The sequence below is a fragment of the Pantoea sp. App145 genome (assembly GCF_047947045.1).
Classification (GTDB): Bacteria; Pseudomonadota; Gammaproteobacteria; order Enterobacterales; family Enterobacteriaceae; genus Pantoea.
Genome location: NZ_CP133293.1, coordinates 142,729 through 157,047 on the forward strand (window position 1 = coordinate 142,729; position 14,319 = coordinate 157,047).

Below are 14,319 nucleotides of genomic sequence, written 5' to 3' on the forward strand. Positions count from 1 at the left end.
CGGCAGTCAACATGCCCCCTCCGGCTGATTGCCGGATTACGAGATATTTCCATGAAAAAAATGTTTAAAGTGGCCGCGCTTGCGCTGGTCCTGAGTACGTCTTTTGCCACCGTTAATGCATTTGCGGCAGAGGAGGCAGATTTCACGCCGGCACAGCAGGCGAGAATCGGTGAGATTGCGACAGAATACCTGGTGACCCACCCCGAAGTGCTGATTGAAGTGAGCCGGAAATTACAGGCTCGCCAGACCGAACTCCAGAGGCAGGCCCTGGTATCCGCCGTGTTACACAGCCATCGCCTGCTGATGCAGCTCGATGGAGTACCGGTGAAAGGTCCTTCTGGATCTGCCGTGATTGTGACGCAGTTTTTTGACTATGAATGCAGCGTATGCAGCGCTATGGCACCGATTATGGAGAAAGTAATGGCCACTAACCCCAATGTACGCTTTGCCTTCCGTGACTGGACTATCTTTGCCGGACGTTATCAGGAATCCACAATGGCTTCCCACCGGGGTCTGGATGTCTGGCGGCAGAAGGGGGCTGATGCTTATATGGCCTATCACAACGGGATTTACCGCACAGGGCATAATGAGGGCCATCTGACGGCTCAGGACATTGAAAGCGTGGCCATTGCCGCCGGTGCGGGAGCGGAAAATGTCAGCGGGCGCAGTCAGTCTGATGCCCTGATTAAAGGCAATGATGAGCTGGCTGACATGCTGGGTCTTACCGGGACGCCGGGGATTATCGTGATGCCGGCAGAGAATGCTACAGCTGCGAATATCACCGTGTTTCCGGGAATGGCTGGTGAACAGGCGATGCAGCAGGCAATAGCCCGGGCAACGAAAGGCTAAAAAAAGCCCTGACTACCTATCCGGGCTAACCAGTAATACCTGTGATATACGGATGACTCTAAATTTAAGCGCCTGATAAATTTCGGTAAAAGCGTCAGAATCTTTAACACTTCTGACGAGTATTATGATCAGACAGTGATGCTGACAGCATGTCACCATCACTGATCCCGCCGTCAATCATCGAATCACCACTGACCCTTAATGAAATAAGTCGCGCTGGGCCGCTGAACGAGTAAATCGTTGAGGTCGAGCTGCTGCTCAACATAGTCCTGCGCCGGTGACGGAAAGCCACAGGGAACGCGCTCAATGAAAAAGGGGAGGGCCAAAACAGCGCAGATTTCTGCAGGTCGGTACATCTTCATGGTGGCAATCTCATTACATGCTGTATATATAAACAGCAATATTGAATAAGGGGATCGATCAAGTCTGGTTAAGCTACTTTTCAGGAAGAGATTGTCAGGAAAGAGAATTTAGTTTCCAGCAGTGGCCGGAAATGGCTGTTTTTAACGTAGGAAAAGGCTGTCCACATCCTAAATTATGATTATTAGTTCATTTTATGAGCATAACCATTGATGTGACGCTTTAATGGCGTAACGATCCGCTTCACCGCATGAGTCTGATAAACGAGATTCGGAAGAGGGGAGAGATATTAAGATTTAAAATGCAGACGAGCATGTTCAGTGAGGCCTGAGATTGCATAACTGATGCTCAGTAATGGCAGCAAGTTTGCTCTCACGCTGTGTTCTACACACCAGCTAAGCCGTCACAACATCAGTGACGGATCTGAGCCAGGTCTTCATCTGACAGTCCGGTAATTTCCTTTACTGACTGCACAGACATACCGGTTTTGATTAACTTGCTGGCCACTTCCAATTTACCTTCTAATTTGCCTTCCAGCCTCCCTTTTTCTTCACCCACTTGCATACCTTCCTGGCGGCCTTTCTCAATACCCTTCTGTTCAAGCTGCTGTGCAATTGTCATCAGTTCATCCTCATGCTGTGGCACTCTCTGCGCCAGATTACGTATGAAGGTTTCGGCGTCATCAGTCTCCCCCACCTGTACCAGGTAGTTTATCAGCGAAATCAGCTGCTGTCCCGTCAGATGGCCTGTCAGTAAAGTGACCGCCAGCCTGTCCAGCAGGTCGGCCAGATCACGCCGATGAATGTGCTTCTGCAACAGGGTAAGCGCTGCCATGCTCCGGTGGTTCATGATGTCATCGTCAGGGATTACAGTGACATCTACCAGGGGGAACGAACTCCCGTAGAGCCGTCCTGCGAGCTCCGGGTCGTCAAACTCCTGCAGCCAGTCGGTAGAAAACGGATACGGGCTGCGCTTACCGGTATAGAACAGCACCGGAATAACAAGCGGCAGCTTTTTATGGCCAGCATCAAGATGACGCTGCATAGCAGCCACCGCATATCGCATCAGACGGAATGCCATGTGCTTATCAGGTGTGGACTGGTGTTCAATGAGTACCTGTATGTAGCCATCGCCTGCGGTTGTTTTCAGACTGTAGAGTACGTCGCTATAGTAAGCGCGGAGGTTTTCCTCAACAAAACTGCCAGACTCAAGTTTAAGCGTGCTAAGATCGCAAATTGCGCGCAGCTCAGCAGGCAGATGCAAATCAATAAAGTCTCTGGCGGTGTCAGGTTGCGTCAGGAACGCCTTAAAGGCCGCGTCATGCGGTACAGGTGTCGGCTTTTTCATAATCAGATCCATCCAGACTGGAAACTCTATGGTATCACAGTGATGTCTGGATCACCTGCATCCGGGCAGGAGCAACTTATTCCCCGTATTCACGTAACTGAATATGAATCCATGAAATCCACCATCGCTCCGGAATGCGCATCGACGTGCCGGATATAGCGCATCACCGTTTCCGGCTTTTTCCACGTACCTTCCTGCATAATCTGCGCCGTACTGTACTTTTTCGCCGCCATATCTACGGCGGCACCGACACGGGTACTGTGCCCTGACCAGCCACGGTAGCGATTTTTATTCGGCCGCGCGTCCTGCCCGGGTCCGGCCTCCTGCCAGGCGCGGACAAAGATATTCTCCAGTGCGCGTGTCGAAAGCGGCTCGACTGTAATGACGCTGGCCTGATTCGAGCGGTGAACCGGGCCGAATATGAACGCATCCGGCTCTGCTATCAGTCCTGACAGAGTCAGCCATTCGGTCAGGCGCTGAGAGGATAACTCACCCAGCGCTTTGATAAGTCCACCGGTCATCACAATGGTTTTGGTCCAGGCAACATCCAGAATGATCCGACCGTCGGCTGAACGCGTCACGTCACGGACACGCAGACGGCTCAGCTCGCTGATCCGCAACAGCGTTGCATAGGCTGTATGCAGAAATGCCAGATCACGAGTCTGCATCAGCAATGGCGAACCGGACCAGCGGGAGTCCAGTTTCAGCAGATCCCCGATGCGAAAAGGAACGGCCTGCCCGGCGCGCTCCCCGGAGATGACGGCTGTGCGGTTTATCTTCTTAACGGCACGGAAAATCACCGGTGAAGTGGTCGGCGGTATCAGCCCGGCGTTACGGTGTAACATTGAGATCAGCGCAGCATGCGTGCCGATGGTGGAAGAGGCACGGCCAATCGCCTGCAGGTGCATCAGATAGTCACGCAGGTCCTCCGGTGACATTGGCAGAAAGTTGCGGCCATTTTCAGTTGCCCACCGGCTGCAGATCCGCATCACGCTCAGCAGCTGGTTCCATGTATTTAAAGAAAAAGCCTCCCGGTCGCGGACAAACTCCCGCAGGCGGTCGGCAATATCGCCGTTTCCATGTGCGAGCAGGGCGGTTGCAGGTGAAATTTCCGTCATGTTGTCCTTTTTCCAGGCAATTCCTGTTCAGACGTCGCTGTGTGAATTCTGAAAAACTTTGCCGGGTAATCTCCTGCAGATTTCACGCAGCGATGCCTGTTTTGTGAGCGTTCAGGCCAGCCATCAGCTGTTCAGTATCGGATCCCGGCGGGCCAGTGCATATGATACCCGGATCCTTCTGTGGATCCCAGATTCATATAAGTACCATTATATGAAGTTAGGAACATGGCAAAAGGGCCATAATTGGCAGGGAAGAGTGAGTTAGCTTACATAAGACCTATTATAGAAAGTTAAGTGCGAAAAGGAACTAGTCGTAGCCGGGTGGTTACGAGGGGGAGCTGATAAATGCCTAATTATATAAGATTAGGCCTTACTACACTTCCCCTTATTGCTGGATTTACCTGAGTAGGTAAAAGTTTCGTGATTTTTTAGTGGTGACCCGCTCTGTCACCTTGGCCAATAGTGGTAAACTTTTGGTTTAGTATAGTCTAATGGGTAAAGGATGAGTCTTTACATACATTTAAAACAGAAGAACTAGGACTTGAAAGTCGCATGCTGAATGAGAAAAGTTATAATTTTGTATTAAAATCAGATGGTTACACACACCCGACTTTGGTGTTTAAACTTTGACCAAATACCAGAGGCGCTTGTCAAAAATCAACTTATCAACAATAGTCTTTTAAATCAATAAGATAAGAATTTCCCTAAAAAAAAGAGTGAAGCATTAATCTGATAAATATGATAAATTTTCTATTAAACAAATACAGCGCCAGAAAATGCAGATTACAAATTTAAGTAAAACAGATATCTTAGGCCGATATTTTACGAATGAGAAAATCGGAAAAATTCTCGTGGACTCAATGTGCCATGCGTCCCCATCATTAGTCGTAGATTTAGGGGCTGGGGATGGTGCATTGACTGAAATTGCAGCATCAACTTGGTCCAACGCTCACTTTTTGACTGTTGATATAGACCAAGATGCACCGGTAAGATCACCCTTTCTTAATAGATCAGACCGTGTAACCCATATAACGGTTGACGCACTCTGCCATGATCTGCATGAAAAACTTAATATCAAACTTGAGAGTGCCGATGCTGCAGTATGCAACCCGCCTTACATTAAGCCAAAATGGAGAAATGACTTCAAAATCATATTAAAAGAGGCAGGGTTAGATAGTGTTTTTTATACTAAAAAAGACATATCTGCAGAATTACTTTTTATAGCTCAGAATTTGAGAATATTAAAGCGAGGTGGCATTCTAGGTTTAATATTGCCTGATGGCATAGTATCAGGTGAAAGATATTACCAATTAAGACATAGCTTATTAAAAAATCATGCAGTGACATCGGTTATTGAGTTACCTCGCCGAATTTTTGACAAAACTGATGCTAAAACTCATATTATAGTTCTTGAAAAAAATGGTGACTCTAGAGATCGCTTAACATTGCAGTGCATTGATGATGAACTAAACTATCTTTCTCCAGTTGATATTACTATTTCAGAAGGTTTTGAACGGCTTGACTATTCATATCACAAATTTAAAGAAATAAAATCAGGTCGCTCAAAATTAGGTGATATAGCAACTTTCATTGCGAGAGGTAAAACCTCATCATCTAAAATCAAAGATAGGCCCTATCCAGTTTTTCATATTACAGACATGATTAACGGAAAATGTAAAATTGAAAAAAAATTTAAATTGCAAAAAGACCACCTACCTAGTGATGAAACAATTGCTGAAAAAGGTGATATCCTTATTTCTAGAGTTGGTAGGAACCTATCTGAAAAGGTTTGTCAAATTACTTCTGGCAGAGTCGTGATTAGCGATTGTATTATTCTGATTAGAGTTCCAAATGAATATCAACCCTCACTTTTAAGCTACTTAACAAGCTCAACTGGAAAAGAAAATCTGGAAGCCTTATCTAAAGGTGTAGGCGCGAAGTTTCTGTCACAAAAATCCATCATGGAGTTGTTTTTTTGAGGGGAATTGAAATTGATTAGAAATGACGAAGACCTACTAAATTACACTTTACAACAACGTGCAGATTATATCCCATTTGATGATTTATTAGATGAAACCTCTGAAGAGGGGGAGATATTTTCACGTGTTTATTCTGAGCTGACTAACAAAGGTCTAAGAACTATTGTTGGCCCTCGGGGATGTGGTAAAACTCATATGATGCGCTTTGCATGGCTTAAATGCAAAGAGATAGAAAGCAAGCCATATGCAATATATGTATCTTTTAATCGATATTTTAGATTAGAGCCTCTTTTATCAAGCCGTGCAGGAGCATTAGCACAATTCCATTCATGGGTATTAGCCAGAATTCTATTAGCCATTGTGGATAAAAGAAATGGTTGGGTTGAAAATAAAACTCAGCCTGAACTAACATTAGAGCGACATGGTTTTAACATTGATGAATTGAGTGAGTTTGTATCTCGTGTAGAGCGAGCGCAACCACTTGAGAAAAAAGAATCTAATGTTGTAGAAAAGCTATCCATTGAAAAGACGTTATCCATAATTGATGATATTAGGCTGCAAGCACAAAGAAATTACACTGTAATCTTAATGGATGATGCAGCATTAACATTAACACCAGATTATTTAATTGAATTTCTAGATATTGTCAGATCATTAAAAACGACAACTATAGCTCCTAAAGCCTCCGTATATCCAGGAACCACAGAAAAAAGCCCGAAATTCCATGAAGGTCAAGATTCGATATCAATACCTGTTTGGATCTCAATTGATAATTCTGAGTATAATCAGGTTATGAATTCAATCGCAATTAAGAAAGTACCAAATCTCAATGACGTTCCTGATGATGTGAAGAATGTTTTTAAGATAGCTGCTTTTGGTATACCTCGTGCATACATTACAATGCTTGATGAATATCAAAGAGGATCATTTAAGAATAGCCAGCAGGCTATAAATGCGATTGTTGGTGAACATATAAAATCAAGAATTAATGAATATCGGTCATTATCTCTAAAAGCACCTAGATTTAGAGATCTAATATCTATCGGCGAAATTATATTAGATAAGTTCGCAAACTTACTTAAAGAAGCAAATATAAAATTAATTGATAAAGGTGAAAAGCAACTTTATATTGGTATTGAGAGGGATGAATTAACACCAATCATTGAACGCATGTTCAACCTTTTAGTAGAAGCGGGGTTAATATACTCGTCAGGTGAAGTTAAACATGGAACTCCTCAAAGAATATATCATAGGTATATTCCTCATGCGGCCGCCCTTATATCTCTTAGGGTATTTTCCATTAATGAAAAAGGTGGTGCTATAAAACAAATACTAGAGGGGTTTTCTAGAAAAAACACTAAACATCCTTTACGCAGGAGCCTCTCTAGAATCATAGCTAAAGAAAGACTTCAATCATTGAGTTTCTCCCTACCTGTTTGCGCTTCTTGTAAAACAGCGCGTTTAAGTGACAATCAAAAATTTTGCCACAACTGTGGTAATCAATTGGTTGATGCTTCAACATTTAATCTTTGTTTAGAAACAAAAATTGAGTCCGTTCCAGGATTAACCAAATGGCAAAATAAGAAAATAAATGAATCACTTCCAAATTTAAAAAACATTAGAGATTACCTAGCTAAACAAGACCCTGCTGCGGATCTGTTGGCGATTAAAGGTATAGGCGATAAAAGAGCTACTCGTATCGTTGATGTGTTAGAAAGTTTTGTTGATGATTATTTATCTTAAACCTGGATCATTATTATGACTTTGGCTACTGAAGATTACTCAGCAATTGTAACAGTACGACTTCCAAGTACTAATTTTGATACTTCTTCTTTTTTTTCAACTGAAGCTGGAGAAAAACATTCCCCTATAGATGAGTTTTTGAAAAACGCTGTTAGCTTAAATTTACTTTGGGCAACTGAAAGCGGAGAAATTAATACTCAACTAGCTAACTTACTGCTGTTAGGTTATGTGTCTGCAGTTGAAGGTTATATGCGCTCACTAATTAGAACTCTAATCTTAAGTGATAGTTTAGTTCAAAAAAAGTGCGAATCTTTGCAGGTTAGCTACACTGCAGCTTTGCATCACACTAAAAACCTATTGCCCGAGGCTTTGCTAGAGGAAACTGTGTTTTCTGGGAAAAATAATATTACTCAGAACCTAACTAAATACCTTGAAATTAACAATTTCAACGCTAGCTTAGGTGATTTGTTGAATAGATATGATTCAATATGTCAAATGCGTCATTGTTGTGTTCATCGCTTTGGAAAACTTGGCGTAAAGAATGCTATAGCTTTAGGGCTTGATGAGCATCGAAATTTTCTTGAAAAGCCTGTCATTTTATCTCGGGACGATTTGGGCTTGATCGCTGAAACTTTATTTAGTTTAGTTAAGTCTATAAATAATGAAGTTTTCTCACATTTAATTAACCGTTTAATTCCACCAAATAGAAGTAATTTCACATGGTCTTGGGATTATAATGAAGATAAGCATATGTTTACAAAATACTATAAAATATTCAGGACGATTGAGGATGCAGTAAAATCGCCTGCAGCTAAAGAATTGTACAATAGATTTAAAAGTTCAAAAGCTCCGCGGGCACTGCGATGAGAAAGATATATTAATTTAAATTGAAAAATACTCATCAACTATACTTTTGCTTGATTTTTTTCTAATATTAATAGCTTTTGCAATTACATAGCATAGCCAATTTCGTAAAAGCTAAAACAGCAGGAAGAAAGTTATCGTATCTTGGAATGCAGTGCCTTCTTCTAAATAAAATTTAACATAATTACCATATGAAGTAATTCATACCCTAGACTTGAGCATTAATTATGTTCAGCTCTCTTGGATAAAAGTAAAATGGCTTCGGCATGCTACGAATTAACTTTTTAAACATGGGATTGCGTGTGGGACATGAGAACTCCCGATGATGAACAATAAGGGAATATTTTCTCAAGCGATCGACACTAACCCTATCTTAATTACGGTTATGCATGGTTGACAGGAATTTTAAGTTCAGGAAGTCGACATGAGTGGCTTCCTGACCTTGATAGCTATTTATCCAGCCAAACCTGCGACAGATTTCCTTCGATACCATCGGCAGTCACCGAGTGAGCATGAACCTTGCGGTTATAGATAGTGATGAACTGGGGGGAAATCAGGTTTATGTCAGGCAGTTCCTGCTCGACGATTTTCTGAAACGCTTGAAACTCCTCAACCCGTTTCTGTGGATCATTTTCAGTCTGTGCGCTTTCGAGCAATTGATCGACTTCCGGGTTGTGATAATCGGATGCATTAGAGAAAGGAACACCCTTACGGAAGTTTTTCGACCAGTAGATACGCTGCACACCAACTGTAGGATCATAAAGATTGCTGTGTCCATTAATCGTGAAGGCGAAGTCCCTGTCAGTGTAGATACGGCGTACAAATGTAGAAAGGTCCTGCGAACGCAGAGTGACTTTTATACCAATTTTAGCCAGCGCGGAACGTGTATATTCTGCCGTTTTACGTAGATCCTCTGAGATAGGATTGTAATCGAGCGTAACGCTAAATCGTATACCATCACTACCTTTGGGGTACCCGGCTTGATCGAGCAGCTCATTGGCTTTCTTAAGATCAAATTCATAAGGCGAAGGAGAGGGATCATTATACTCTTTGATCCCTGGAGCAATAGGTGACGCCGTAACCTGTCCCAGACCAAAATAGGCGACCTGAAGGATTACGTTGCGGTTGATAGCATGTGCTACCGCCTGACGCACACGCAAATCTTTGAAATGTGGATCATCCAGATTAAATTGTAGCGAGCTGACATTATACGAATAGCTGTTGCCTTTCGTTTCAAACCCAAGCTGAGGCAATGTTTTCAGGCGTGATACATCGTTGAGGGCTACCGGAGTCCGATACCCCAAATCTGCCTCATCAGTTTCAAACGCGACCGATCGTGCCGCAGCATCCGGGATAAATTTCACTACCAGTTGATCGAGATAAGGGCGATTCTTATCCCAGTAGTTCGGGTTACGTTTATAGAGGATATAGCTTCCTCGCACCCACTTTTCAAAAATATATGGGCCTGTCCCGATAGGGGCATTGTTGTTCGGGTTAGTCAGCGCGTCGGTGCCATCATAAATATGTTTAGGCACAATTGGTGATTCCGCTGCTGCAAATGCCTTAATGAGATAGGGGGCCGGTTTCGAAAGCACCAATACTGCAGTCAGTGCATCAGGGGTTTCAACATTGATGACATTGGCAAAGGTGCTGGAGGCCCGCGGATGCACTTTTTTTAGCAGCGTGATGGAGTAGGCCACATCAGCCGAAGTGAAGTCCTGTCCATCATGCCACTTTACGCCTGGCCGCAAATGGAAGGTATAGCGCTTCCCATCCGGGCTGATTTCCCAGCTGGTTGCCAGCTGTGGCTTAGGATTCAGATCAAAATCATAACTGAGAAGTCCTTCTGTGACCTTTGCACTAACACTTAGCGCAGGTGTAGCGACTGTTGTTAATGCGATGAGCGCGGGCGGTTCGTAGTTGAGAACCAGATTAAGGGTCCCTCCTGAATGCGGCTCAGCTGCCTGAGCAGCGCCACCCAGTAATGATGCACCCAGAGCCAACGCCAGCAACGAGCGGCGAAATGAGACAAGCATATTTTACTCCGTTTGATTGGTGAACGGGACGTCATACCCGTAGAATTCAGCAGCCGCTTCTGCGCTAATAAGCTGATTGTTGAGATCACGCTTGATACTGTCTGGGTCGCGATGGTAGCCATTCCCCAGCCCGCCACCACCGGGTGTCTCCACAATGAGATGACTGCCCGGAGGAATAACCTGTCTTCCTTTTCCTGACAGAGTCTCCCCGGTGGAAAGCGTCACGCGGCCGGCGGCACCCGGCAGACCACCTTCAGCCCCATTAGCTGGAAAATGGATGCGGTCCCAGGCTGCGCCCAACTCCATGGGGAGCTTTTGGCCATGTGACAGCTCAATAATCTGCCCCAGGCCACCACGTTGTGCGCCGACTCCGCCGGAGTCCTGGCGATATTCCTTACGCCAGAACACTACCGGGCTGATCGACTCCAGTATTTCCAGTGAGACGTTACGCACCCCACTGGGAAAAGACGTAGTTGAGAGTCCATCAAGCTTTGGCCGCGCGCCAGTACCGCCAGTTGAAAAACTGGTGATTGAAAAGCGCGGTTGTATGAGCGTATTTCTTGCGTCATATTCAGGAATAAGGTGACCACCGGAGAGTTGAATATTCCATAGACAGGAAGCCCCTTCAGCCGGTACCTCGCCAGGACGTGCCTGACGCAAGCAGTTAAAAACCATATCCGGTAGCATCTGTCCGATAATATGACGCGAGGTGACAGCTGCCGGGAAGGGTGCATTGAGAATAGAACCTTCAGGTGCATCAATTTTAATGACACCTAGCGAACCGGCATTGTTGGGGATATCCGCGCCGATCAGGCAGCGAATGCCGAAGGAGGTGTAAGCGTCAGTATAGGCTTTGACTACGTTGATGCCTTTCGCCACAAAGCCTGCGCTACCTGAAAAATCAACGTGAATACCGTCGTGGTCCAGTGTCAACCTGGCTTGAAGACGCAACGGCTGATCGTAGCCATCTATCCACAGCTCACTCTCCCAGCTTCCTGTGGGCCAGCTACGTATCGCATCAAGCATTGCCTGTTTTGAACGGTCAAGAATATATTCACCAACTTCATGCAAATCAGCGAGAGAAAACTCTTCCAGGAGCGTGAGCAAGCGACGCCCACCGACATCATTACAAGCAACCAGTGCGAAAAAATCCCCTTCAACCTGAGCGGGTTCACGCACATTAGCTTTAACAATGTTAATGACTGTCTCATCAAGTCTGCCTGCATGAATGAATTTGATGATGGGTAAAAATAAACCTTCATGCCAGATCTGCTGGCCATCAGGCCCCGGTCCAAGACCCCCAATATCAATGACGTGGAGTGTTGAAGCAAACAACGCGACTACCCGGTTATGCCGAAAAACGGGAGTGACCATGGTGATGTCATACAGATGACCGGTGCCTTTCCAGGGGTCGTTAGTGACCAGCACATCTCCCGGTTGCAGAGTTTCAACCGGAAATACGCGAAGGAAGTGTTTTACTGACTCCGCCATCGAATTTACATGTCCTGGTGTACCGGTAACCGCCTGCGCAACCATGCGCCCATCAGGAAGAAATACACCGGCAGAGAGATCACCTGCCTCGCGGGTTGCGGTGCCAAAAGCGGTGCGGATCAGTGCCTGTGCCTGCTCTTCCACCACTGAGATGAGCCGGTTCCAGATAACCTGGTATTGAATGACGTTCTGGCTCATTGAACACCTCCGATCAATGTCTTTCGTTGCAAAACCAGATGCCCCTCTTGGGTACGGTGAGCCGTGAAGAGTTCATCCACCAATGTGGTAGTTTCAGGATCGACCACCAGTAACGGTCCCTGGAGAACGTTGTCGGGGGCAATATCTGATCTCTCGTACACAGGAACCTGAATACGCTTTTGTCTCTGAAAAGAGAAAACTTCCCGGGTCGCAGTGAAAGCAGGTGCAGCCAGTTCGGCAAAAGGAGCCGACGGAACAATCATCGGTGCAGGTGTGGAAGCAGTCACCGTCCAACTGATGGCTTCTACCGCGACATGGTCCAAACTGCGCCCGTAAAGCTGGCGATAGGTGAGGGTAAAGCTCTCATATAAAGTTGCGAGTCCTTGAATATCCAGGATATTGCTTTCAATTCGAATCGGCACTTCGTGCCCCTGGCCTGCGTACCGAAGATAGACGCTTCGCTCAAGCGTCACTGACGCACTGGCATCAGCCTGTTGAACAATATGCCGCGCCTGCTCGCTTAACGCGGCCAGTACCTCATTGATTGCCGCCAGATTGGGGCTGTCCAGACGCTGATAAAAACTACGAACAGCCTGGTAAGAAACCGGAGCTAGCAGGAAACCGAGAGCCGAGCCAACACCCGCTGCATGGGGAATCACGACATTATTAATCCCCAGCTTACTGGCGAGACGAGCAGCATGCAGCGGTGCAGCGCCACCAAATGCAACAAGCGTGTAGCTGTCGACCTGTTTACCCAATTCGCTGGCATGTACCCGCGCCGCATTTGCCATATTTTCTGCAATGATTTCGGTGACCGCCTGGGCCGCATCATCGGTCGATAGCCCCAGAGGCTCACCAATCTGTTGCCTGATGGCTTTTGCTGCCTTACTGACGTTCAACTCAACCTTGCCTTCGGCAAAGCTGGCGGGGTCCAGCAAACCCAAATGAGCATTTGCATCAGTGATAGTTACCAGCTCGCCACCGAGGTTATAGCTGACCGGTCCTGGTGCCGAACCGGCACTGTCGGGACCAACCTGCAGGCGTTGCAGATTGTCTATGCGCGCAATCGAACCACCACCAGCACCAATTTCAACCAAATCAATGACTGGAATGCGGATGGGTAAACCCGAACCTTTCTGATGGCGATGCACCCGACCAAACTCGAATCTGCGGGAAATCTGCGGCTGAAAATGATCAATAAAGCAGATTTTGGCAGTTGTTCCCCCCATGTCGAATGAAAGTACTTTGCTCAAATTCAGCTGACGTGCAATGTTACTTGCCAAAATGGCCCCCCCTGCGGGCCCGGACTCGACCAGACGAACTGGCTCACTGATACCGGTCTCCAGTGTGGTGATTCCGCCACCAGAGGTCATGAGGTAGGGCGCTACACGAAGTCCGCTTTCACTAAGCTGTTGTTGAAGACGATGAAGATAGCCAGCTACCAGGGGCTGAACGTAAGCATTTGCTGAAACAGTAGAAAGTCGCTCATACTCTCGGATTTCCGGGCAGACATCACTCGAAAGTGACAATGTTACGTCTGGTAACTGGTCACGCAGAATTTCAGCCGTACGTTGTTCGTGACTGGAGTTGATGAAGCTTTGTAGATAACCGATGGCAATGCTTTCTATTCCCTGAGCACGTATTTCATCAGCGAGTGCAAATACCTGTGCTTCGTTAAGTGGAATCAGGATGTTGCCTTGCGCATCAATGCGTTCTTCGATGGTAAAGCGCCACTGACGTTCTACCAAAGGGCGTGGCTTTTGTAGAAAAACATCATACTGAGCAAAGCGATCTTCTTGCCCGATTTCAACTAAATCACGAAAACCAGAGGTTGTGATCAGCGCTGTGCGTGCACCCTTACGTTCAATAAGCGCATTGGTCGCAAGCGTTGTACCTAGTATCAGTAGGTCAATATCACTGAAAGTTAATGCCGCTTGATTAAGTACATCGGTGATACCGGCGATTACAGCACGTTCAGGCGCATCGGCGCTGGTGAGGATTTTAGCTGAATATTGCGTCGGGCCTTGCAACAACACAATATCCGTGAATGTACCACCGACATCTACAGCAACCCGAACTCCCGGAATCTTTACAAGTCTGTCTGACATGCACTCGCCTTTACAAATAATAATAAGTTCAGGGCGTTATTTACCGGCATCAAAGAAGAGCTGGCTACTGAGTATTTTGGATTAGCTCATGCACCATTTGCAAAAGATGAGGAATCTCTTGAATATCTATATTTCAGGATAATATATCTGCAAATATTATTAAGAATGAAAAACATGGCCTGTTAATTTTCCTGCTTCTGACATGTTTTGACTCAAGGACGGTGGC

At 45.8% G+C, this 14,319-nt stretch carries 9 protein-coding genes and 1 pseudogene; 4 read left to right on the forward strand and 6 right to left on the reverse strand.

Annotated features, from left to right (window positions below):
• Positions 1–51: 51 nt before the first annotated feature.
• On the forward strand, positions 52–849 hold the full coding sequence (locus tag RCF31_RS25570; protein ID WP_416414475.1) for a DsbA family protein: 798 nt from the start codon (positions 52–54) through the stop codon (positions 847–849).
• Positions 850–994: 145 nt separating this feature from the next.
• Here the strand turns inward: RCF31_RS25570 and RCF31_RS25575 are convergent.
• The 3 genes and pseudogenes from RCF31_RS25575 to RCF31_RS25585 form a co-directional block, all read right to left on the reverse strand.
• Positions 995–1,211 (reverse strand): annotated as a pseudogene (locus RCF31_RS25575) (S24 family peptidase); the annotation flags it as partial.
• 409 nt (positions 1,212–1,620) lie between these two features.
• Positions 1,621–2,559, reverse strand: a complete 939-nt coding sequence (locus RCF31_RS25580) for an Rpn family recombination-promoting nuclease/putative transposase (protein ID WP_416414542.1) — start codon at positions 2,557–2,559, stop codon at positions 1,621–1,623.
• Between the two features lie 86 nt (positions 2,560–2,645).
• Positions 2,646–3,674 carry a tyrosine-type recombinase/integrase gene (locus RCF31_RS25585; protein WP_416414476.1) on the reverse strand — a complete coding sequence of 343 codons (1,029 nt, stop codon included), beginning with the start codon at positions 3,672–3,674 and terminating at the stop codon, positions 2,646–2,648.
• Between the two features lie 776 nt (positions 3,675–4,450).
• On the opposite strand from RCF31_RS25585, the gene RCF31_RS25590 reads away from it, so the two are divergent.
• The 3 genes from RCF31_RS25590 to RCF31_RS25600 are packed head-to-tail and all read left to right on the forward strand — an operon-like array spanning position 4,451 to position 8,263.
• Positions 4,451–5,653: an N-6 DNA methylase gene (locus tag RCF31_RS25590; RefSeq protein ID WP_416414477.1), complete on the forward strand. Its 1,203-nt coding sequence runs from the start codon at positions 4,451–4,453 to the stop codon at positions 5,651–5,653.
• Between the two features lie 12 nt (positions 5,654–5,665).
• The gene (locus RCF31_RS25595; protein ID WP_416414478.1) at positions 5,666–7,396 is read left to right on the forward strand and encodes a zinc ribbon domain-containing protein; all 1,731 of its coding nucleotides are present in this window, start codon (positions 5,666–5,668) and stop codon (positions 7,394–7,396) included.
• A 15-nt stretch (positions 7,397–7,411) separates the two neighbouring features.
• The gene (locus RCF31_RS25600; RefSeq protein WP_416414479.1) at positions 7,412–8,263 is read left to right on the forward strand and encodes a hypothetical protein; all 852 of its coding nucleotides are present in this window, start codon (positions 7,412–7,414) and stop codon (positions 8,261–8,263) included.
• A gap of 446 nt (positions 8,264–8,709) precedes the next feature.
• Here the strand turns inward: RCF31_RS25600 and RCF31_RS25605 are convergent, their stop codons facing one another.
• The 3 genes from RCF31_RS25605 to RCF31_RS25615 are packed head-to-tail and all read right to left on the reverse strand — an operon-like array spanning position 8,710 to position 14,093.
• Complete coding sequence (locus RCF31_RS25605) at positions 8,710–10,296, reverse strand: ABC transporter substrate-binding protein (protein ID WP_416414480.1); 1,587 nt, start codon at positions 10,294–10,296, stop codon at positions 8,710–8,712.
• Positions 10,297–10,299: 3 nt separating this feature from the next.
• Positions 10,300–11,985 carry a hydantoinase B/oxoprolinase family protein gene (locus RCF31_RS25610; protein WP_416414481.1) on the reverse strand — a complete coding sequence of 562 codons (1,686 nt, stop codon included), beginning with the start codon at positions 11,983–11,985 and terminating at the stop codon, positions 10,300–10,302.
• Positions 11,982–14,093 carry a hydantoinase/oxoprolinase family protein gene (locus tag RCF31_RS25615; RefSeq protein ID WP_416414482.1) on the reverse strand — a complete coding sequence of 704 codons (2,112 nt, stop codon included), beginning with the start codon at positions 14,091–14,093 and terminating at the stop codon, positions 11,982–11,984. Before RCF31_RS25615 ends, RCF31_RS25610 begins: the two co-directional genes overlap by 4 nt.
• Positions 14,094–14,319: the final 226 nt, after the last annotated feature.

Coding starts and splice junctions, on each gene's coding strand:
- RCF31_RS25570 (WP_416414475.1), top strand. CDS start 52: ATGAAAAAAATGTTTAAAGTGGCCGCGCTTGCGCTGGTCCTGAGTACG.
- RCF31_RS25585 (WP_416414476.1), bottom strand. CDS start 3,674: ATGACGGAAATTTCACCTGCAACCGCCCTGCTCGCACATGGAAACGGC.
- RCF31_RS25590 (WP_416414477.1), top strand. CDS start 4,451: ATGCAGATTACAAATTTAAGTAAAACAGATATCTTAGGCCGATATTTT.
- RCF31_RS25600 (WP_416414479.1), top strand. CDS start 7,412: ATGACTTTGGCTACTGAAGATTACTCAGCAATTGTAACAGTACGACTT.
- RCF31_RS25605 (WP_416414480.1), bottom strand. CDS start 10,296: ATGCTTGTCTCATTTCGCCGCTCGTTGCTGGCGTTGGCTCTGGGTGCA.
- RCF31_RS25610 (WP_416414481.1), bottom strand. CDS start 11,985: ATGAGCCAGAACGTCATTCAATACCAGGTTATCTGGAACCGGCTCATC.
- RCF31_RS25615 (WP_416414482.1), bottom strand. CDS start 14,093: ATGTCAGACAGACTTGTAAAGATTCCGGGAGTTCGGGTTGCTGTAGAT.